Origin of the sequence: Rubrivivax rivuli (assembly GCF_004016505.1) — a bacterium.
In the GTDB taxonomy this organism is placed as follows: Bacteria; Pseudomonadota; Gammaproteobacteria; order Burkholderiales; family Burkholderiaceae_C; genus Rubrivivax; species Rubrivivax rivuli.
In genome coordinates this window covers 256328-275910 of record NZ_SACR01000001.1, presented here as the reverse complement: position 1 = coordinate 275910, position 19583 = coordinate 256328, and the positions used below count along the sequence as shown (strand labels likewise).

Annotated in this window: 15 protein-coding genes; 4 read left to right on the top strand and 11 right to left on the bottom strand. The window is 71.2% G+C overall.

Annotated features, from left to right (window positions below; genetic code table 11):
- The first annotated feature begins 7 nt into the window (after positions 1-7).
- The 3 genes from EOE66_RS01170 to EOE66_RS01160 all read left to right on the top strand — a co-directional run bounded on the left by EOE66_RS01170 (position 8) and on the right by EOE66_RS01160 (position 4662).
- Positions 8-1180: a lipase family protein gene (locus EOE66_RS01170; RefSeq protein WP_128226861.1), complete on the top strand. Its 1173-nt coding sequence runs from the start codon at positions 8-10 to the stop codon at positions 1178-1180.
- 82 nt (positions 1181-1262) lie between these two features.
- The gene (deoC, locus tag EOE66_RS01165; RefSeq protein WP_128226860.1) at positions 1263-2267 is read left to right on the top strand and encodes a deoxyribose-phosphate aldolase; all 1005 of its coding nucleotides are present in this window, start codon (positions 1263-1265) and stop codon (positions 2265-2267) included.
- A gap of 7 nt (positions 2268-2274) precedes the next feature.
- Positions 2275-4662 (top strand): aldehyde dehydrogenase family protein, encoded by a 2388-nt coding sequence (locus tag EOE66_RS01160; protein WP_245478851.1) that lies wholly within the window; start codon positions 2275-2277, stop codon positions 4660-4662.
- 93 nt (positions 4663-4755) lie between these two features.
- On the opposite strand, the gene deoA is transcribed toward EOE66_RS01160, so the two are convergent.
- From deoA to EOE66_RS01115, 9 genes are all read right to left on the bottom strand, one after another.
- Positions 4756-6084 carry a thymidine phosphorylase gene (gene deoA / locus EOE66_RS01155; protein ID WP_128226859.1) on the bottom strand — a complete coding sequence of 443 codons (1329 nt, stop codon included), beginning with the start codon at positions 6082-6084 and terminating at the stop codon, positions 4756-4758.
- Positions 6081-7838 carry a bifunctional metallophosphatase/5'-nucleotidase gene (locus EOE66_RS01150; RefSeq protein WP_128226858.1) on the bottom strand — a complete coding sequence of 586 codons (1758 nt, stop codon included), beginning with the start codon at positions 7836-7838 and terminating at the stop codon, positions 6081-6083. The genes deoA and EOE66_RS01150 overlap by 4 nt, the downstream gene beginning before the upstream one ends.
- Positions 7839-7858: 20 nt before the next feature.
- Positions 7859-9172, bottom strand: coding sequence for an exonuclease/endonuclease/phosphatase family protein (locus EOE66_RS01145; RefSeq protein WP_128226857.1), 1314 nt, complete (start codon positions 9170-9172; stop codon positions 7859-7861).
- 17 nt (positions 9173-9189) lie between these two features.
- Entirely contained in the window at positions 9190-9999 is an 810-nt protein-coding gene (locus EOE66_RS01140; RefSeq protein ID WP_128226856.1) for a purine-nucleoside phosphorylase, read from the bottom strand.
- Positions 9996-10421: a cytidine deaminase gene (cdd, locus tag EOE66_RS01135; RefSeq protein ID WP_128226855.1), complete on the bottom strand. Its 426-nt coding sequence runs from the start codon at positions 10419-10421 to the stop codon at positions 9996-9998. The genes EOE66_RS01140 and cdd overlap by 4 nt, the downstream gene beginning before the upstream one ends.
- On the bottom strand, positions 10405-11373 hold the full coding sequence (locus EOE66_RS01130) for an ABC transporter permease (RefSeq protein WP_128226854.1): 969 nt from the start codon (positions 11371-11373) through the stop codon (positions 10405-10407). The genes cdd and EOE66_RS01130 overlap by 17 nt, the downstream gene beginning before the upstream one ends.
- Positions 11366-12475, bottom strand: coding sequence for an ABC transporter permease (locus tag EOE66_RS01125; RefSeq protein ID WP_128226853.1), 1110 nt, complete (start codon positions 12473-12475; stop codon positions 11366-11368). The genes EOE66_RS01130 and EOE66_RS01125 overlap by 8 nt, the downstream gene beginning before the upstream one ends.
- 88 nt (positions 12476-12563) lie before the next feature.
- Complete coding sequence (locus EOE66_RS01120; protein ID WP_245478850.1) at positions 12564-14072, bottom strand: ABC transporter ATP-binding protein; 1509 nt, start codon at positions 14070-14072, stop codon at positions 12564-12566.
- A 65-nt stretch (positions 14073-14137) separates the two neighbouring features.
- Positions 14138-15145 carry a BMP family lipoprotein gene (locus EOE66_RS01115; protein ID WP_128226851.1) on the bottom strand — a complete coding sequence of 336 codons (1008 nt, stop codon included), beginning with the start codon at positions 15143-15145 and terminating at the stop codon, positions 14138-14140.
- A 157-nt stretch (positions 15146-15302) separates the two neighbouring features.
- On the opposite strand from EOE66_RS01115, the gene add reads away from it, so the two are divergent.
- Positions 15303-16394 carry an adenosine deaminase gene (gene add / locus EOE66_RS01110; RefSeq protein WP_128226850.1) on the top strand — a complete coding sequence of 364 codons (1092 nt, stop codon included), beginning with the start codon at positions 15303-15305 and terminating at the stop codon, positions 16392-16394.
- 10 nt (positions 16395-16404) lie between these two features.
- Here the strand turns inward: add and EOE66_RS01105 are convergent, their stop codons facing one another.
- Both EOE66_RS01105 and EOE66_RS01100 read right to left on the bottom strand, forming a co-directional pair.
- Positions 16405-18870 carry a putative bifunctional diguanylate cyclase/phosphodiesterase gene (locus tag EOE66_RS01105; RefSeq protein ID WP_128226849.1) on the bottom strand — a complete coding sequence of 822 codons (2466 nt, stop codon included), beginning with the start codon at positions 18868-18870 and terminating at the stop codon, positions 16405-16407.
- Positions 18867-19523: a methylamine utilization protein gene (locus EOE66_RS01100; RefSeq protein ID WP_310733085.1), complete on the bottom strand. Its 657-nt coding sequence runs from the start codon at positions 19521-19523 to the stop codon at positions 18867-18869. The genes EOE66_RS01105 and EOE66_RS01100 overlap by 4 nt, the downstream gene beginning before the upstream one ends.
- Positions 19524-19583 lie beyond the last annotated feature (60 nt).

Below are 19583 nucleotides of genomic sequence, written 5' to 3'. Positions count from 1 at the left end.
GACCGGCATGCCCATCCTCACCCCACCCGAAGCCGCCCTGATCGCGCGCCGCGTCTACGCGCTGCGCGAAAGCACCGTCAGCGCCGAGCGCGAGCGCGGCGTGCGTTTCGGCACCGAGGGCAAGTTCGCCCTGGCCGACAGCTCGCAGTTCGCGGGCAAGACCGGCGCCTTGAAGTGGACGGCGCTGTCCAACTTCGGCTACGTGGCGGCGGGCATCGGCCCGCACGAAGGCGAGGTGCTGGTGGCCACACGCGGCACCGCCATCGGCCTGGACTGGCTGGTCAATCTGAACATCGGCATGCAGCTGGGCCCGGCGGGTTGGCCGGTGCATGCCGGTTTCCACGAGACCTGGAAGTCCTTCCAGAAGAACCTCACCGATTTCCTGCGGGCGCAGCGGCCTTCGCGCATCCATTGCGTGGGCCACAGCCTGGGCGGCGCGCTGGCGGCGCTGACGGCCGACTGGGCCAGCGCCCACGCCGTGGCGCCGGTCACGCTCTACACCTTTGGCGCGCCGCGTGTCGGCGACGCCGTGTTCGCCGGGGCGCTGAGCCAGCGCCTGGGGGCCGGCAACATCCACCGTGTCTACCACCCGGCCGATGTGGTGCCGATGATCCCCATGCTGCCCTTCTTCCATGCGCCGCTGGCCGGTGGCGGGCTGTGCCTGCCCACGGGCTCGGCGGCGCTGTTCAGCATCGCTGCGCACAACATGGAAGGCAGCTACATCCCTGGCGTGGCCGGGCGCAGCTGGGAAGGCCTGGCCAAGGGCCAGGGCTCGGCGCCGAACGACGGGGTCGAGGTCAAGGGCTGGCTGGAGCGCGCCGCCGAGGGCCACGGCGGCTTCGCCATGGGCTCGGCCAAGCTGCTGAGCCTGATCGGCCGTGCGCTGGCCTGGCTGGTGCGCAAGGCGGTCTACCTCATCGGCAGCGTGCTCGGCGCCGGGGTCACGGCCGGGCTCACGCTGCTGGACCAGCTGGCCTGGCTGCTGGGCCACGCCGCCCAGTTCAGCAAGGAAGTGGCGGGCCACGTGAAGACGCTGATGGGCGCGATCTTCCGTTTCCTGGGCCGCAAGGTGGTGCTGGGCACGGCCGAAGTGACCGTGGCCTTCGTGCGCTGGGTGCTGGCGCTGCTGATGACCACGCTCACCAGCGTGGCGCGCCGGGCCATCGACAGCCTGTCCTGAGCCCCGGCGCACGGGCTGCGGCGGCGGCCCTGGCAGGCCTTATGCTGCGCGGCTTCGCCCAAAAGCCCTGGAGTGCCTGCGCATGAGCGCCGTTGCCAAGCCCAAGAACGCCGCGCCGCCAGCCGCTGCTGCGGCCCCGGCCGCCCCACCCTTGAACGCCGGCACGCCGCTGGACCTGGCGCGCGTGCGCACCGTGCGCGTGAATCAGCCCGCCGTGGCGCGCCGCGTGGCCGTGCTCAACGCCAGCCGCTCGGTGAAGAAGGCCTACCAGGCCGCGTGGCTGGTGAAGGCCATCCAGTGCATGGACCTCACCACGCTCTCGGGCGACGACACGCCCGGCCGCGTGCGCCGCCTGTGCGCCAAGGCGCGCCAGCCGCTGGGTGCCGAGTTGCTGTCTGCGCTGGGGCTGCCGTCCTTGCAAGTGGGCGCGGTCTGCGTCTATCACGAGATGGTGGCCGAGGCCGTGCAGGCGCTGCAGGGCAGCGGCATCCCGGTGGCGGTGGTGAGCACGGGTTTCCCGGCCGGCCTCACGCCCATGGAGACCAAGCTGCGCGAGATCGAGCTCAGCGTGGCCGCCGGCGCGCAGGAGGTCGACATCGTCATCAGCCGCCGCCATGCGCTCACGCACGACTGGGCCGCGCTGTACGAAGAACTGGTCTCGTTCAAGAAAGCCTGCGGCCCCGCGCACCTGAAGGCCATCCTCGCCACCGGCGAGCTGCAGACGCTGGAGAACGTGGCCCGCGCCTCGTGGGTGGCCATGATGGCCGGCGCCGACTTCATCAAGACCAGCACCGGCAAGGAAGGCGTGAACGCGACGCTGGACGTCTCGCTGGTGATGGTGCGCGCCATCCGCGACTTCCAGGCCGAGACCGGCCAGGTGGTGGGCTACAAGCCCGCCGGCGGCATCAGCTCGGCCAAGGGCGCGCTGCAGTACCTCGCGCTGATGAAGGAAGAGCTGGGCCCCCGCTGGCTGCAGCCCGACTTGTTCCGCTTCGGCGCCAGCAGCCTGCTCACCGACATCGAGCGGCAGTTGGAGCACTACGTCACCGGCCACTACAGCGCTGCCCACCGGCACGCCATGCCCTGATTCCGCCATGCCGACCCTGCAAGACATCCTCGCCACCATGGACTACGGCCCCTCCCCCGAAAGCGCCGAGGTCGCGCAGGCCTGGCTCGAACGCCACGGCCGCCGCTTCGGGCACTTCATCGACGGTGCCTGGGTCAAGGGCCCGAAGAGCGCCTCGCACTTCGACAGCACCAACCCCGCCAACGGCAAGACGCTCGCGGCCATCGCCCAAGGCGATGCCAAGCTGGTGGATCGCGCGGTGGCCGCGGCCTCCGCAGCACTGCCCGCCTGGCAAGCCTTGGGCGGCCACGGCCGCGCCAAGCTGCTCTACGCGCTGGCGCGCGCGCTGCAGAAACACGCGCGGCTCTTCGCGGTGCTGGAGACGCTGGACAACGGCAAGACCATCCGCGAAACGCGCGATGCCGACGTGCCCTTGGCCGTGCGCCACTTCTACCACCACGCCGGCTGGGCGCAGCTGCTGGCGCGTGAGCTGCCCGGCCACGAAGCCCTGGGCGTGGTGGGCCAGATCGTGCCCTGGAACTTCCCGCTGCTGATGCTGGCCTGGAAGGTGGCGCCGGCGCTGGCCTGCGGCAACACCATCGTCTTCAAGCCTGCCGAACAGACCTCGCTGACGGCGCTGCTCTTTGCCGAGATCTGCCAGGAAGTGGGCTTGCCCGCCGGTGTGTTCAACCTCGTCACCGGCGACGGCGCCGTGGGCCAGGCCATCACCGCGCACCCGGGCATCGCCAAGATCGCCTTCACCGGCAGCACCGAGGTGGGCAAGCTCATCCGCCAGGCCACCGCCGGCAGCGGCAAGAAGCTGAGCCTGGAGCTGGGCGGCAAGAGCCCCTACATCGTGTTTGCCGACGCCGACCTCGACGCTGCCGTGGAAGGCATCGTCGACAGCATCTGGTTCAACCAGGGCGAGGTCTGCTGCGCCGGTTCACGCCTGCTGGTGCACGAAGGCACGGCCCCGGCGCTGCTGGCCAAGCTCAAGGCGCGCATGGCGAAGATCCGCGTCGGCGACCCGCTGGACAAGAGCATCGACATGGGCGCGCTGGTCGACCGCACGCAGTGGCAGCGCGTGAGCGGCTTCGTTGAACGCGCACGCGCCGAAGGCGCCGAGGTCTACCAGGCCTGCGCGACCGAGTTGCCGCAAGGTGAACACTGCTACTTCCCGCCCACGCTGGTGACGGGCGTGGACACCGCCAGCGAGATCGTGCAGCAAGAGGTCTTCGGCCCCGTGCTGACGGTGCAGACCTTCCGCACGCCGGCCGAGGCGGTGGAGCTGGCCAACAACACGCGCTTCGGCCTGGCGGCCTGCGTGTGGAGCGAGAGCATCACGCTGGCACTGCATGTGGCGCCACAGCTCAAGACCGGCGTGGTGTGGGTCAACACCGCGAACCAGTTCGACGCGGCCTGCGGCTTCGGCGGCGTGCGCGAATCGGGCTACGGCCGCGAAGGCGGGCGCGAGGGGCTGCGCGAGTACCTCAAGCCCATCGCTGCGAAGGGCGCGAAGGCCACGAAGTCGGCGGTCAAGTCAGCGAAGACCGCGAAGGCCAGCACTGCCCTGGTGGCCGCCGACCCGAACGCCATCGACCGCACCGCCAAGCTCTACATCGGCGGCAAGCAGACGCGCCCCGACGGCGGCTACAGCCGCGAGGTGTGGGCCGGCAACACGCTGCTGGGCCTGGTGCCCGAAGGCAACCGCAAGGACATCCGCAACGCCGTGGAGGCCGCGCGTGCGGCCGCCGGCTGGGCGCGCAACAGCGCGCACGGCCGCGCCCAGGTGCTGTACTACCTGGCCGAGAACCTGCAGGCGCAGCGCCAGCGTTTCGTCGAGCTGCTGGCGCCCTTCAGCAGCGAAGCGGCGGCCGCCGCCGAGGTGCAGGCCGCGGTGGAGTGCCTCTTCGACTTCGCGGCCTGGGCCGACAAGCACGACGGCGCCGTGCACCAGCCGCCGATGCACGGCGTGACGCTGGCGCTGCACGAGCCCGTGGGCCAGATCGGCGTGATCGCCCCCGACGACGCGCCGCTGCTCGGCCTGGTGGCGCTGATCGCGCCGGCCATCGCGATGGGCAACCGCGTGGTGGCCGTGCCCTCGCGCCGCCAGCCGCTGGTGGCCGCCGAGCTCTACCAGGTGCTGGACACGAGCGACGTGCCCGGCGGTGTGGTGAACCTCGTCACGGGCGACGCCGATGCGCTGGCCGAGACCCTGGCTTCGCACGCCGAGGTCGATGCGTTGTGGTGGCCCGGTGCCGCGGCCGCACAGTGCGCGAAGGTGGAGGCGCTGTCGGTCAGCAACCTCAAGCGCACCTGGGTGGGCGAAGCCGCCGCCGCGTCGCTGCACGACCTGCACACCGTGCTGGAGCAGGCGGTGCAGGTCAAGAACGTCTGGGTGCCCTACGGCGTGTAGTAGAGCCCCCAAGCTCACTGCGTTCGCTACCCCCCAAGGGGGCTCATGCTGCGGCCCGGCAAAGCCGGTTCCGCGCATGTCCTTGATCGCGCCTCAGGTGTCGATCACCTCGGCGATCAGCGGCAGCGCCGTCGGCGCTTCGTCGCCGATCTGCACGGTTGCCAGCACCGCGGCGATGGCCGCCTCGGCTGCGCCTTCATCGGCCGCGTGCACGAAAGCCAGCGGGTCGCCCGTCTGCACCGTGGCCCCGCGGCCCACCACGCGGTCCAGACCCACGCGCGGGTCGACCCGGTCGCCCGGCCGCACGCGCCCGCCGCCCAGCGCCACCACGGCGTAACCGATCGCCCGCACGTCGAGCTGCTGCACGTGGCCGGCGCGCGGCGCGGGCACGGGCTTGATCACCGGCGCCACCGGCAGCTGCGCATCGGCCAGCACGTCGCGCGGGCCGCCGAGTGCGGCCACCATCTGCGCGAACTTCTCGGCCGCAGCACCGCTGTCCAGCACTTGCGTGGCCATGGCCGCACCGCCTTCCGCCGTGGCGGCCAGGCCGCCCAGCTGCAGCAGGTGGCCCACCTGCGCCAGCGTCAGCGCGTGCTGGCGCGGTTCACGTTCTTCACCGCGCAGGTAGCGCAGCGCCTCGGCCACCTCCAGCGCGTTGCCTGCGCTGCTGCCCAGCACCTCGTTCATGTCGGTGATGAGCGCCCGCGCCGGCAGCCCGGCGCCGCGCGCCGCGCGCACCAGGCTCTGCGCCAGCGTGCGCGCGTCGTCCAGCCGCTGCATCACCGCGCCGCTGCCCACCTTCACGTCCAGCACCAGGGCTTGCAGGCCGGCCGCGAGCTTCTTGCTCAGGATGCTGGCGGTGATCAAGGGCACGCTGTCCACCGTGGCCGTGACGTCGCGGATGCCATAGAGCCGCCGGTCGGCCGGCGCCAGCGTGTCGCCGGCGCCCACGATGGCGCAGCCCGCCGTGCGCAGCGTGGCCAGCAGCGTTTCGCGTGGCGGGTTCACGCCGTAGCCGGGCAGGGCTTCCAGCTTGTCCAGCGTGCCGCCGGTGTGGCCCAGGCCGCGGCCGCTGATCATCGGCACCACGCCGCCGCAGGCCGCCACCATGGGCGCGAGCATCAGGCTGAGCTTGTCGCCCACGCCGCCGGTGGAGTGTTTGTCGAGGACGGGGCCGTGCAGGTTCTCAGCGGCCCAGCGCAGCACCTCGCCGCTGTGTGTCATGGCGCGCGTAAGGGCCACGGTCTCGGCCTCGTCCATGCCACGCAGCACGATGGCCATGGCCAGTGCCGCTGCCTGGGCGTCGGCCCAGTCGCCGCTCACCAGGCCTTGCACGAAGCCTTCGATCTGCGCCGTGCTCAGCGTGCCGCCGTCCCGCTTGGCGGCGATCACGCGCACCGGCAGTTCGGCCGGCGTGCTCATTCGACCGTGTAGCGCAGGTCGGGGTCGGGCGTCACGCCGTTCGTGTTCGCGGCGAGGAAGGCCATCAGCGCATCAATGTCCACATCGCCGCCCACCCGGTTGCGGCCGGCGCGCAGCGTGGTGAAGCCGTCGCCGCCTTCGGCCATGAAGCTGTTGACGGTGAGGCGGTAGTCCTTGGCCGGGTTCACCGGCTCGCCGCCGATGCGGAGGTTCTGCACACGCTGGCCTTGCGGCGCGTTGGCGCGCCAGGTCCAGCGGATGTTGCTGGAAGGGATCAAGGCACCGGCACGGCTCTGGCCCTCGATCAGCGCCTGGATCTCGGCGCCGCTGAGCGTCATCACCACCAGCGTGTTGCCGAAGGGCTGCATCGTGAACACGTCGCCGAAGCTCACGTCGCAGGGCGGCGTGCCGCGGCACACCAGCGCGGCGCGCACGCCGCCGTTGTTCATCAGCGCGAACTGGCTGCCGCCGCGTTCGGCCGAGCGCGTGCTGTGCCATTGCGCATCGGCCACCAGGCGGCCGGCGGCCATGTCGCCGTTGTTGGCGCCCGTGGCGAAGTTGCCGGCGATGCGGCCCACCTTGCGTTCGGCCAGCGGGCGCGCGCGTTCGCTGTAGGCGGCCACGCGCGCGGCGATGGCGGCGTCGGGCTGCGCCGCGCTCAATGCAAAGGCGTAGGGCGCGGGCTCTTGCGAGATGACGAGCTCGCGGTGCGCCGCGGTCGTCTTCTCGTTGAACACCGGCAGGTTGCGGTGCAGGCTGCGCGCGCGGTCGACGTCGCCGGTTGTCGGGTCGAGCACGAGGTCGAGCACGCTCAAGCCCCGGCCCTGGGCCGTGGCCTGCATCACCGGGCGGCCGTTGATCTTGCAGTTGTAGCCCTGGTGCGAGTGGCCGGAGAGCACCACGTCCACGGCCGGCGAAAGCTGCTTCTCGATCTCGAAGATGGCGCCGCGGCGGTTGGCGCAGCCGGCGTCGTTCCACTCCATGGTGCTGCCGGGCTCGCCGGTGTTGCCGCCTTCGTGGATGACGGCCACCAGCGCCTGCACGCCCGCGGCCTGCAGGCGCGCGGCCTCGGCGTTGATGGCTTTCGACTCGTCGATGAAACGCAGCCCGGCGATGCCCGAGGGCACCACCAGCGAGGGCATGTCGGTGGTGACGGCGCCGATGAAGCCGACCTTGATGCCGCCCACCTCGCGGATGACCGAAGTCGCCACCAGCGGGCGCCCGTTGTCCTGCACGATGTTGGCCGAGACGAAGGGGAACTTCGCGCCTTCGTACTCGCCCAGGGCGCAGCTGACCGCGGGGTCGCCGGCCTTGGGCGCGCGGCAGCCACCGTTCACCATGCGCTGCAGCTCGGCCACGCCGGCATCGAACTCGTGGTTGCCCAAAGTAGCGATGTCCACGCCCATGCGGTTCATCACGTCGATGGTGCTCTCGTGCCAGAACAGCGCCGAGACCAGCGGCGTGGCACCGATGGCGTCGCCACTGCTCACCACCACGCTGTGCTGCGCGCCGGCGCGCAGGGCTTTGATCAGCCCGGCCTGGTGGGCCGCGCCACCCACGGCCATGCGCAGAGCCTGCCCGGGCTTGGCGGGGTCGGGGTGGGGCAGCACGAGGTTGCTGCTTTCCAGGTTGCCGTGCAGGTCGTTGAAAGCGATGACGCGCAGCGTGACGGGCGCCGATGCGGGGCCGGGCGCCGTGGCGCAGCCGGCCAGTGCGGCCGCGGCAGCCGCAGCCAGGAGGGTGAGCAATCTCATGGGGCGGGCGTGTCCAGGTTTCAGAGCCGCAGGCGGGCCACCTTCGGGCAGTGGTCGCTGCTCTCGATGGGCTGGCCCGGGCGGCCCAGCACCGGCACCTTGCGCGAGGCGATGTCGGCCGGCGCGCTTTGCTGCATCAGCGTGTGCACGCCCGCGCCGACGACGATGTGGTCCAGCCCGGTGAAGCCGCTGCAGCCGGCCTCGGTGGCCTGCAGCGGCAGCTGGAAGAGGGCCGGCGAGCCGTCGTTGAGTTCGGGCCAGAGGTAGCGCGTGCCCACGCGGCCTTGCGTGTCTACGGGGTTGGGGCCGGCCGGGTTGGAGCCGTCGGCGCGCACCTGGTTCGCCGCCAGGCCCATCGTCGCTTCTTCGTCGATGCGGCGGTTGAAGTCACCCAGCAGCACGAAGCGTGTCGTCTGCGCGGCCACGGCCTCGATCCAGCTTTCCAGCACCGGCACCTGGCGGTTGAGCACCTCGCAGGCCTCCACGCGGTCGGTGAGCAGCCGCGCCGGGAAGCGCGGGTTGCTGTTGGTGGCACTGGCGCAGGCCGCCTTCAGGTGCACGTTCATGAAGACCACCGGCGCGCCACTCACCGTCAGCCGCAACGCCAGCCCGGGGCGCACGCGGCGGAAAGCCTCGGGGTCGTTAGGAGGGTCCAGCACGGCCAGCGGCTGGTGCGGCGTGCACACGCCGGGGGTGGACGAGAGCGTCTTGTCCCAGGCGAAGGCCACAGTCTGGAAGGCGTTGTGCGGCGCCGCGCAGACCTCGAAGCGCTCGTTGTAGCGGCCCAGCACGGCGCGCACGGCCTCGGCCGAACTCACCTCTTGAAAGGCGATGACACGCACACCCTCGCGCTGCACCAGCGCTTCCACCGTCTCGCGCAGGCCGTCGAGCTTGGCCTGGTAGGCGGCCACGTTGCGCACGGCGGCGGGGTCGGGCGCCGGTGCGCCGGGCGCGCGCGGCGCGCTGTTGCGGTAGGCGCTGCAAGGCGCCACGCGCATCGAGGCCTGCGGCCCGCCCGCGGCAGCGATGGTGGCCTGCTGGCAGGCCGCGGCGCGCGCGCTTTCTTCGGGCGTGGCCTGCGTGGTGCCGGGCTGCCAGCGCGCGCGGGTGTCGCACCAGTTCACGGTGGGCGCGCTGCACACGGCCAGGTGCTGCTGGAAATCGGCCACCGTGCCGGCCCAGGCCATGTTGAAGGCGGCGATGGCCACCGGCTGCGGGGCCGCTGCCGGGGCGCTCACGGGGGCGGCCTGCTGGACGACCGGCGGGCTGCCACAAGCGGCCAGCAGCACCGCAGCGGCGGCGGTCGGGGCCAACAGGCAGAAGAGGCGCTGCATCACGGCTCCGGTCGCGTTCAGGGCTTCAACGCCTGCACCACCGCGGCCAGCGTGGCCACGGCCCGCTCGCTGGCAGCGTTGGCCGTGGCCAGCGTGTGCGCGTGGCTCAGCACCTCGTTTTCCATGCCGGCGGCCATGTTGGTCATCATCGACAGCGCCAGCACCTTCAGCCCGGCGTGGCGCGCGAGGATGGTCTCGGGCACCGTGCTCATGCCCACGGCCTGCGCGCCGAAGGCCCGCAGCATGCGGATCTCGGCCGGCGTCTCGAACTGCGGGCCCAGCACCCAGGCGTAGATGCCCTCGTGCAGCTGCGTGCCCATCGCTGCGGCGGCGGCCTTGGCCTGCGCGTTGAGCCCCGGGTCGTAGGCGTGGTTCATGTCCTGGAAACGCTTGTCGCCGGGCTCGCCGATCAGCGGCGAGCGCTGCACCACGTTCAGGTGGTCGCTGATGAGCATCAGCTCGCCCGGGCGCATGCCGGCGTCCATGCTGCCGGCGGCGTTGGTCTGCAGCAGCACTCTCACGCCCCAGGCCGCCAGGCTGCGGATGGCGCCCAGCATGCCGTCGGCATTGCCGGTTTCGTAAGCGTGCTTGCGGCCGGCCAGCACCGCCACGCGCGTGTTCCCCACCGTGCCCACGCGCACCAGGCCCTTGTGCCCGCCGACGGCCAGCGCCGGGAAGGCTGGCAGCTCGGCATAGGCCACTTCGGTGGCGCCTTGCAGCACCTCGGCAAACGGGCCCCAGCCCGAGCCCAGCAGCACGGCGATCTCGGGCGCCGGGCCCAGGCGTTGCTGCAGCGTGGCGGCGGACAGGCGGATGTGTTCGTTCATGGTGTCGAAGGGGGAAGGTGCGAAGGCCCGAAGCTGTGCGGCAGCAGGCCCCCGAGGGTGTAGGTGCCGCGCACGCCGCTGTCATCGGCGGCCCAGACGGGGCAGGTGCCGGCCGCGAACTCGCGCAGCTTCTGGCGGCAGCCGCCGCAGGGCGTGACGGCCTCGGGCGCCACCGCATAAACCGCCGCGGCCTGCACCTGCTTGCCACCGGCCATCACCATCGCGGCCAGCGCCGAAGCCTCGGCGCACCAGCCCTGCGGGTAGGCGGCGTTCTCGACGTTGCAGCCAGCGTGGATGCGGCCTTGTTCGTCCAGCACCGCCGCGCCCACCGCGAAGCGCGAGTACGGTGCGTGGGCCTTTTCACGTGCAGCCTTGGCCGCAGCGATCAGCGCCGCCTGGTGCTGTTCAACGCTCTTTGACATACGGCCTTCCCAAGGCGGCCGGTGCCACGCTCTTGCCGATGAAGCCGGCCAGCAGCACCACCGTCAGCACGTAGGGCAGGGCCTGGATGAACTGCACCGGCACGGCGCCGATGAAGGGCAGTTCGGCGCCTTGCATGCGGATGGACACGGCATCGAGAAAACCGAAGAGCAGACAGGCCCACAGCGCGCCCACCGGGTGCCACTTGCCGAAGATCAGCGCGGCCAGCGCCATGTAGCCGCGGCCGGCGGTCATGTTGGGAATGAAGCTCGGGTTCTGCGCCAGCACCAGGTAGGCGCCGGCCAGCGCGCTGAGCACGCCGTTGAGCGCCAGCGCCTGGTAGCGCAGTGCTTTCACGCTGACGCCGGCGGCGTCGATCATGGTCGGGTTCTCGCCCGCGGCGCGCAGCCGCAGGCCGAAACGCGTGCGGTACAGCAGCCACCACACGCCCACCACGAGCAGGAGCGCGCCGTAGACCATGAGGTTGTGGCCGAAGAAGGCCAGCGAGAGCGTGGGCCCGATCAGCGGGATCTGCGCCACCACCTCGCCCGCGCCCACGAACCAGCGGCTCAGGCGCACGGCCTCGGGCACCGGCGGCGTCTGCCCGCCCTGCGCGAACCACGCGATGCCCAGCACCACGCTCAGGCCTGCCGCCGTCATCGTGATGGCCATGCCCAGCACGACCTGATCACCATGGTGGCTCACGCACGCGTAGCCATGCACCATCGACAAGGCCACACCCACCGCCAGGGCCGCCAGCAGCGCCAGCGCGAGCGAGCCGCTGGCCACGCCCACCGCGGCGGTGGCAAACGCCGTCAGCAGCATCTTGCCTTCGAGACCCAGGTCGATGACGCCCGAGCGTTCGCACAGCACGCCGGCCAGCGCGCACAGGATCAGCGGCACGCTCACGCGCAAGGTGCTGGCCACCAGCGTGCCGATGAAGACCTCATCCATGGCGGCCTCCCCCGAGAGCCTTGTAGGCCTTGAACAAGGCGGGCGCGGCCACCTGCGCCATGGCACCGGCGAAGAGCACGATCAGCCCCTGCAGCATGAACACCATGTCGCGGCTGAAGCCGCTGATCTCGAAGGCCAGCTCGCTGCCGCCCTGGTACAGCGCGCCGAAGAGCAGCGCCGCCAGCACGATGCCGCCCGGGTGGTTGCGCCCGATCAGGCTCACCGCGATGCCTGCAAAGCCCGCGCCGGCGACGAAATCAGGGATCAGCCGGCCGTGCACGCCGGCGATCTCGTTCACGCCCACCAGCCCTGCCAGTGCGCCGCTGGCGGCCATGGCCATCACCACCAGACCCTTGGGCTGGATGCCGCCGTAGACGGCCGCGTCGGGCGAGAAGCCCACCGCGCGCAGCGCGTAGCCGCCGCGTGTCTTCCACAGCGCCAGCCACACCAGCACGGCGGCCGCGATGGCCAGCAGCACGCTCAGGTTCAGCGGCGTGCTGGGCCACTCGATGCCGATGCGCGCCAGCACGTCGTGCACACCCGGCAGGCGCGCGCTGTCGGCAAAGGCGCGGCTCTCGGGCGTCATGTTGCCGGGCTCCTTCAGCTGGTTCACCAGCAGGTAGCCCACCACCGCCGAGGCGATGAAGTTGAACATGATGGTGGTGATGACGGTGTGGCTGCCGCGCCAGGCCTGCAGCGCACCGGGGATGCCGCCCCACACCGCGCCGAAGCCGGCTGCGGCCAGCACCATCAGCGGCAGCATCAGCGCCGCGGGCAGGTGCTCGGACAGCGCCAGCGCCACCACACCGGCCCCGAGCCCGCCCATGATGGCCTGGCCCTCGCCGCCAATGTTGAACTGCCCGCCATGGAAGGCCACCGCCACCGCCAGCCCCGTGAAGACGAAGGTGGTGGCGTAGTACAGCGTGTAGCTGATGCCGGCCTGCGAGCCGAAGGCGCCCTTGATGAGCAGGCCCAGCACCTGCAGCGGCTCGAAGCCCACCAGCGCCACCACGCCGCCGGCCACCAGCAGCGCGATGGCCAGGTTCACGGCGGGCAGCAGGGCCACGTCCATCCAGCGTGGCAACTCAACAGGTTGGCTCATGCGCCCACCCCCGAAGCGGCTGCGCCGCTCCCCCTCAAGGGGGCGACCCCAGCGGCCCGGCGAAGCCGGTTCCGCGGCGTCTGCTTGATCACTGGGCACCTCCCATCAGCCTGCCCAAAGCGGCTTCACTGCACTGTTCGATCGGCAACTCGCCGCTGATGCGCCCGGCGTTCATCACGATCACGCGGTCGGCCAGGGCCAGCACCTCGTCGAGCTCGCTGCTCACCACCAGCACCGCGCCGCCGGCGTCGCGCATGGCGCGCAGGCGGCCGTGGATGAACTCGATGGCGCCGATGTCGACGCCGCGCGTGGGTTGGCCCACCAGCAGCACCTGCGGCTCGGTGGCGAAAAACTGCGCCTCGCGCGCCAGCACCAGCTTCTGCTGGTTGCCGCCGCTGAACTTGCTGCTGCGCAGTGCTGGGTTGCGCGGGCGCACGTCGTAGCGCTCCATCATCAGCGCGGTGTCTTCGCGCATGGCGCGCTGGCGCATCCAGCCGAACCAGCGGCTGTAGCGCGGCTGCTGCTGGTGGCCGAGCACGGCCGATTCCCAGGCGCCGAAAGGCAGCACCATCGCACGGCGGTGGCGGTCTTCGGGCACGTGGGCCAGGCGCAGCGCGCGCGCGGTGCGCGGGTTCAGCCAGCGCTGCGGTGTGAAGCTCTGGCCGCCTAAAGTGAGCGTGCCGCTGCTGGGCGCTATCAGGCCCGACAGCACATCGAGCAGTTCGCTCTGCCCGTTGCCCGAGACCCCGGCAATGCCGACGATCTCACCCGCACGCAGCTGCAGCGACACCTCGGCCAGCCGCGCCACGCCCAGGCTGTCCACCACGCCCAGCCCCTGCGCACCCAGCAGCACGGCGCCGGGCTTCGCGGCCGCGCCGCTGCGGCCCAGGTTCACGCGCCGGCCCACCATGGCCTCGGCCAGGCCGTCGATGCTGGTGTCGGCGATCTTCGTGTCCAGCACCACCTGGCCGGCGCGCATCACCGTCACGGCGTCGCACAGGGCCATGATCTCTTTGAGCTTGTGCGTGATCAGCAGGATGGTGGTGCCGCGCTGGCGCAGGCCGCGCAGCGTGACGAAGAGTTGTTCCGTCTCTTGCGGCGTGAGCACCGCGGTGGGCTCGTCGAGGATGAGGATGCGCGCGCCGCGGAACAGCGCCTTCAGGATCTCCAGCCGCTGGCGCTCGCCCACCGGCAGCTCGTGCACCAGCGCGTCCAGCTGCACCTGCAGGCCGGTCTCGCGCATCAGTGCTTCAAGCTTGGCGCGCACCTCGGCGCGTGCGGCGGCCAGGCGCCAGCTGGGCTCGGCGCCGAGCATCACGTTGTCGAGCGCGCTGAGCGTGTCCACCAGCATGAAGTGTTGGTGCACCATGCCGATGCCCAGGGCGATGGCCTCGCGGCTGCCGCGGATCTTGGCGGGCACGCCTTCGATGCTGATCTCGCCCGCGTCGGCCTCGTAGAAGCCGTAGAGGATGGACATCAGCGTGCTCTTGCCGGCACCGTTCTCGCCCACGATGCCGTGCACCGTGCCGCTGTCCACGCGCAGCTGCACGGCGCGGTTGGCATGCACCGCGCCGAAGCGTTTTTCGATGCCCTGCATCAAAACGGCCGGGGGCCGTGAGGCCCCCGTCGTTTGTACAGCGGTCGCGACAGCCTGCTCCGGCATCACTTGCAGGTGTTGTTGACCATGTAGTCGATGACCTTGATCTTGCCGCTGATGATGTCGGCCCGCGCGGCGTCCACGCGTTTCTTCATCTCGGGCGTCACCAGCTTGGCGTTGTGCTCATCGAGGGCGATGTCCACGCCGCCTTCCTTCAGCCCCAGGTTGGTGATGCCGGGCGTCACGCCCTTGAAGGCGGTGTAGACCGCCACGTCCACGCGCTTGACCATGCTGGTCAGCATGGTGCCGGGGTGCAGGTGGTTCTGGTTGCTGTCCACGCCGATGGCCAGCTTCTTGTTGTCCTTGGCCGACTGGTACACGCCAAGGCCGGTGCCGCCCGCTGCGGCGAACACGACATCCACCCCGGCGGCGAACTGCGCCTTGGCGAGTTCGGCCCCGCGCGCCGGGTCGTTCCAGGCCGTGGGCGTGGTGCCGGTCATGTTGGCCAGCGTCTCCACCTTGGGGTTGGCGTACTTGGCACCCTGCTCGAAGCCGCACTGGAAGCGGCGGATCAGCGGGATGTCCATGCCGCCGACGAAGCCCACCTTGCCGGTCTTGCTGGCCATGGCGGCCATCATGCCGACGAGGAAGCTGCCTTCCTGCTCCTTGAAGAGGATGCTCTGCACGTTGGGCAGCTTCACCACGGCGTCGATGACGGCGAACTTCAGCTTCGGGAAGTCCTTCGCCACCTTCTCCATGCTGCTGCCCTGGCTGAAGCCGATGCCCACGATGGGATCGGCGCCGCGCTGGGCCATGCGGCGCTGGGCCTGTTCACGCTGGGCCGGGTTGCTGACCTCGAATTCGATGTAGGTCTTGCCGGTTTCCTTCTTCCAGCGCTCGGCGCCTTCGTAGCCGGCCTGGTTGAAGCTCTTGTCGAACTTGCCGCCCATGTCGTAGATGACGGCCGGCTGGGCCTGGGCCAGCGCTGCGCCATGGCCCACCAGCCCGGCGGCCAGGGTGAAGGCCAGGGTCAGCGCCGAAGGGGCGGTGAGCTTGAGCGTGGGGCGGAACATGGGCGTGCGTCTCCTGCGTGCAGCCCGGCAGGATAGCAAGACTCGCGCCGTGCAGACTGGGGTGCGAACCCCAAAACGCCCGGGGCCGCCCCCGTGGCTGCCGGCTGCATCAAGTGGGCCGCCCGGCGGGTCTGCCAGGCGCCATTAGCATTCACCGATGAGAACACCCGCATCGCCCCCTGCTCCGCCGCCCGCCGCGGCACTGGAGCGTGCCCGCCAGCTGCCCAAGGTGCTGCTGCACGAACACCTCGACGGCGGCCTCCGCGTGGCCACCCTGCTGGAGCTGCTGCAAGAGCGCGGCATCGAGCCCGCAGCCCCCACGGTGCAAGGCCTGGCGGACTGGTTCGCCGGCAACGCCCATGCCGGCAGCCTGGAGAAATACCTCGAAGGTTTCGCGTTGACGGTGGCCGCGATGGCCAGCCCCGCGGCGCTGGAACGCGTGGCCTTCGAGGCTGCCGAAGACGCGCGCGCCGATGGTGCCGTGCTGGCCGAGTTCCGCATCGCGCCGCTGCTCTTCGAGGCCCACGGCGTGCCCGGCGAAGCGGTCGTCGAGGCGCTGCTGGCCGGCTTGAAACGCAGCGCGCTGCCCAGCGGCCTGCTCATCTGCGGCATGCGCCAGCTGCCCGAAAGCGAGACCGCACGCGCTGCCGAGCTGGCGCTGAAGTACCGCAGCCAGGGCGTGGTGGGCTTCGACCTCGCCGGCCCCGAGTTCGGTTTTCCGCCCGGCAACCACGCCCGTGTGCTGCAGCGCCTGCGCGAAGCCGGCCTGCCGCTGACGCTGCACGCCGGCGAGGCCGATGGCCCCGAGCGCGTGATGGAAGCCATCGAACTCGGCGCCACGCGCATCGGCCACGGCGTGCAGCTGGTGCAGGCCTTGAACGACCCCGCGCGTGCAGCCTGGGTCGAGCGCGTGCGCGAACGCGGCGTGCACCTGGAGGTGTGCCCCAGCAGCAACGTGCACACCGGCGCAGCCACCAGCATCGCCAGCCACCCCATCACCGCGCTGTGGCAGGCCGGCGTGAGCCTGAGTTACCACACCGACAACCGCCTCATCAGCTGCGTGACGCAGAGCGAGGAGGCCGCGGCGCTGCTGGCCCAGACGGCGCTGGAAGAGATCGACTTGCTGGCCATGGCCACCGAGGCCGCCCGCCACGCCTTCCTGCCCGCTGCGCAGCGAGATGCCGCGCTGGAGACCATTGCGCTCTTCTCGGCGCCGCGGCTGCCGCCGGTGCCGGTGGTGCGGGTGTGAACCTGCGCGTTCAGGCCGCCACGGTGCCGGCCCCGGCCGGCGCCAAGGCCGGCAGGCCAGCGCGCTGACGCGCCCAGGCCGCCATCTCGGCGGCCGGCATCGGCCGCGCGAGGTGGTAGCCCTGGGCCTCGTCGCAGCCCAGTTCGCGCAGCAGCACCAGGATGGCGGCGTTCTCCACCCCTTCGGCCACCGCGCGGAAGCCCAGGCTGTGCGCCAGGCCGATGGTGCTGCGCACGATGGTGGCGTCCTTCTCGTCGCGGTCGATCTGCTTGATGAAGATCTGGTCGATCTTCAGCTCGTGCACCGGCAGCGTCTTCAGGTAGCTCAGCGAGGTCTGGCCCTCGCCGTAGTCGTCGATGCTGAGCTCGAAGCCAGCGGCCGCCAGCGTGTGCAGCATGGCCAATGCGCGCTTGGGCTCGTTCATCACCGCGCTTTCGGTGATCTCCAGGCAGAAGGCCGTGGCCGGCACGCCCTGGCGGCGCAGGATGGCGTCGAAGCGCGTGGGCAGCTCCGGGTCGAGCAGGTCGCGCGTGCTGAGGTTCACCGAGATGCGGTGCAAGCCCAGGGCGTGCAGCGCGGCCCACTGCCGCGCCGCTTCCTCGAAGACCCACAAGGTCAGCTGCCGCACGAAGCCCGTGTCTTCGGCGAAGGGGATGAACTGCCCGGGCGGCACCATGCCGCGCGTCGGGTGCTGCCAGCGCACCAGGGCCTCGGCACCGACCAGCATGTCGGTGGCGACATCGATCTTGGGCTGCAGGAACAGGCGCAGCTCGTGCGCGCCGATGGCGTGGCGCAGCTCTGACAGCAGCGTCAGTGTCTTCTGGCTGCCGGCGTCGAAGCCGGGGTCGTACACCGCCATGTGCGCCGACTTGCCGCGCTTGGCCGCGTGCATGGCCATCTCGGCGCGGGCCAGCAGCACCTCGGCCTGCTCGCGGCCGGCGGGGTGCGTGGCATCCGTCACCTCGGGCGCATGCTGCGGCCACCCGGCCACGCCGAAGGTCAGCGAAACGTCCACCGTCTCGCCCTGCACGACGATGGGGTGCACGAAGGCGGCGCAGATGCCGTCGATCACCGCCGCGGCGCGCTGCAGGTCGGCGCCGCCGAGCAGCAGCGCGAACTGGTCGCCTGCGAGGCGGGCCACCACGTCGCCCTCGCGCTGCACGTGGCGGCGCAGGCGCAAGGCCACCTCGCGCAGCACCTCGTCGCCCAGCGTGTAGCCGAGGTTCTCGTTGATGTTCTTGAAGCGGTCCAGGCCGAGCATCACGGTGGTGAAGCAGGCCGGCTCGCCGCTGCCGGTGGCCTCGCCCCGGTTCTCGTCGATGGCCCGGCGCAGCGCGTCGGCCAGGCTCACGCGGTTGGGCAGGCCGGTGAGGCGGTCGGTGTAGGCCAGCTCGCGGATCTCGGCCTGCTTGGCGCGGATGTTCTCGCGCATCACGTCCACCGCCCGGGCGAGCTGCCCCACCTCGTCGCGGTGGTGGGGCAGGGGCACAGGCGCATCGAAGTCGCCTTCGCCCAGCCGCCGTGTGGCGGTGGCCAGGTCGTTCAGCGGCGTGGTCACGCGACGTGCCGTGAACAGGCTGCCCATCAGCGCCAGCAGCACGCCGATGGCCGAGGCCGCCAGCAGCGGGAGCGTCAGCTCGTCGAAGGGCTTCTCGATGCGGTTCACGGGCGTCAGCAACAAGGTCTGCATCTCGCCATAGGGCCCTTGCACCGCCGCCGACCGGCGCAGCAGGTGCTTGCCGCTCGGCAGCATCACGGTGCGGCTGTCTGCCGACAAGGCCAGGAGCGCGGCGTTCTCGCCCACGGAGACCGAGGACAGGGCCACCTGCGGGGGCCGGTCGGGCCGCTGCACGATCAGGGCCACTTCCATGAGCGCCGTCTTCTGCATCACCCGCGGGATGTCGGCCGACAGGGGCACGCCGGCCACGAGAAGACCCGCGCCGCCGCGCATGCGGCTGACCACCAGCAGGCTGGGCTCGTCGCCGATCAGCATCAGCCGGCTGGCCGAGCGGCGCAGCGGCGTGGGCCGCAGGCCCTCGACCAGGTCCTTCACCACCGGCAGCAGAAGCTGGAGATCGGCATCGGCGGTGCTTTCGCCAAGGAAACGAATCTCCAGGGTCTCGGACAGCAGCGCCGAGCGCGTGGCGGCCAGGCGCGAAGCGGCGTTCTCGATGGCCGAGCGTGCGGTGTCGGGGTCGTTCTCCTCGGCCGCGGCGATGAGTGCGCGGTTGAGGCCGCCATCGTCGGCCTGCAACTCCAGTTGCCGCTCGCGCACGCTGGCGCGCGAGTTCAGAAGTTCGAGCCACACCTGTTCGCCGCGGTCGAGGTCTTGCGCGCCCAGCATCTGCACGAGGCCGGGCACGCTGTGCTGCACCAACGTGAACACCACCACCTGCACCAGCAGCAGGAGGCCCACCGAGATCACGGCAATGCGGCGCCACAGGCGCCGGGTCCACCAGTCCTTCAGCGCTTTCACAGGGCGCTGGCCGTCAGCGGCAGTTTCACCTGCGTGCGGACACCAACGGCAGGCACTTCCAGCGGGCTCTCCGTGGCCGGTGTGCCTGGCGGCAGCCCGGCATGCCAGACGCGCAGGCGGTAGCGGCCGGGCGGCACGTCAGGCAGCCTGGCCAGGCCGGTGGCCGGGGCCACGGCGTGGTGGGGCGTTTCCACCACCACCACCCAGCCGACCATGTTGTCGTGGATGTTGCAGCCCAGCACGGCCACGCCGGGCTTGTCGAAGAGCACCGGGTTGGCCGGCGTGCCGGTGTAGAGCTTGAGCTCGAAGGTCTTGGCTGGCGACAGCGAGTAGACGTGGTGCCGCACCTTGTCGCGGTTCGGGAAACGGACCTCGGTGCCCGGCACCACCACCAGCACGCGCGGCACGAAGCGCCGCTCGATCTGCTGCATTTCCGCCATCCCCCCGGGCTTGGCGGCGGCCTTGGCTTCGCCCGATTCAAGGAAGACCACGGTCTCGGGCAAAGGTTTGCCGTCGCTGCCCAGCGCCAGCACTTCCACCGGCGCGGCGCGCGAGGTGGCGCCAGCCAGCAGCGCCAGCGCCAGCAGGGGCGCGTGGATGCGCCGCTGCTGCGGCATGCGCAGGCGCCAAGGGAACGAGAGCGGGCGGAACATGCGAGGTTTTCGGCCGCGCAGCGGCGCGATTGAGCGCCCTGGGCCGAGAGGCGGCCTCTG

Coding starts and splice junctions, on each gene's coding strand:
- EOE66_RS01120 (WP_245478850.1), bottom strand. CDS start 14,072: ATGCAGGGCATCGAAAAACGCTTCGGCGCGGTGCATGCCAACCGCGCC.
- EOE66_RS01100 (WP_310733085.1), bottom strand. CDS start 19,523: ATGTTCCGCCCGCTCTCGTTCCCTTGGCGCCTGCGCATGCCGCAGCAG.
- add (WP_128226850.1), top strand. CDS start 15,303: ATGAGAACACCCGCATCGCCCCCTGCTCCGCCGCCCGCCGCGGCACTG.
- EOE66_RS01160 (WP_245478851.1), top strand. CDS start 2,275: ATGCCGACCCTGCAAGACATCCTCGCCACCATGGACTACGGCCCCTCC.
- EOE66_RS01140 (WP_128226856.1), bottom strand. CDS start 9,999: ATGAACGAACACATCCGCCTGTCCGCCGCCACGCTGCAGCAACGCCTG.
- deoA (WP_128226859.1), bottom strand. CDS start 6,084: ATGAGCACGCCGGCCGAACTGCCGGTGCGCGTGATCGCCGCCAAGCGG.
- EOE66_RS01125 (WP_128226853.1), bottom strand. CDS start 12,475: ATGAGCCAACCTGTTGAGTTGCCACGCTGGATGGACGTGGCCCTGCTG.
- cdd (WP_128226855.1), bottom strand. CDS start 10,421: ATGTCAAAGAGCGTTGAACAGCACCAGGCGGCGCTGATCGCTGCGGCC.
- deoC (WP_128226860.1), top strand. CDS start 1,263: ATGAGCGCCGTTGCCAAGCCCAAGAACGCCGCGCCGCCAGCCGCTGCT.
- EOE66_RS01130 (WP_128226854.1), bottom strand. CDS start 11,373: ATGGATGAGGTCTTCATCGGCACGCTGGTGGCCAGCACCTTGCGCGTG.
- EOE66_RS01145 (WP_128226857.1), bottom strand. CDS start 9,172: ATGCAGCGCCTCTTCTGCCTGTTGGCCCCGACCGCCGCCGCTGCGGTG.
- EOE66_RS01150 (WP_128226858.1), bottom strand. CDS start 7,838: ATGAGATTGCTCACCCTCCTGGCTGCGGCTGCCGCGGCCGCACTGGCC.
- EOE66_RS01170 (WP_128226861.1), top strand. CDS start 8: ATGCCCATCCTCACCCCACCCGAAGCCGCCCTGATCGCGCGCCGCGTC.
- EOE66_RS01115 (WP_128226851.1), bottom strand. CDS start 15,145: ATGTTCCGCCCCACGCTCAAGCTCACCGCCCCTTCGGCGCTGACCCTG.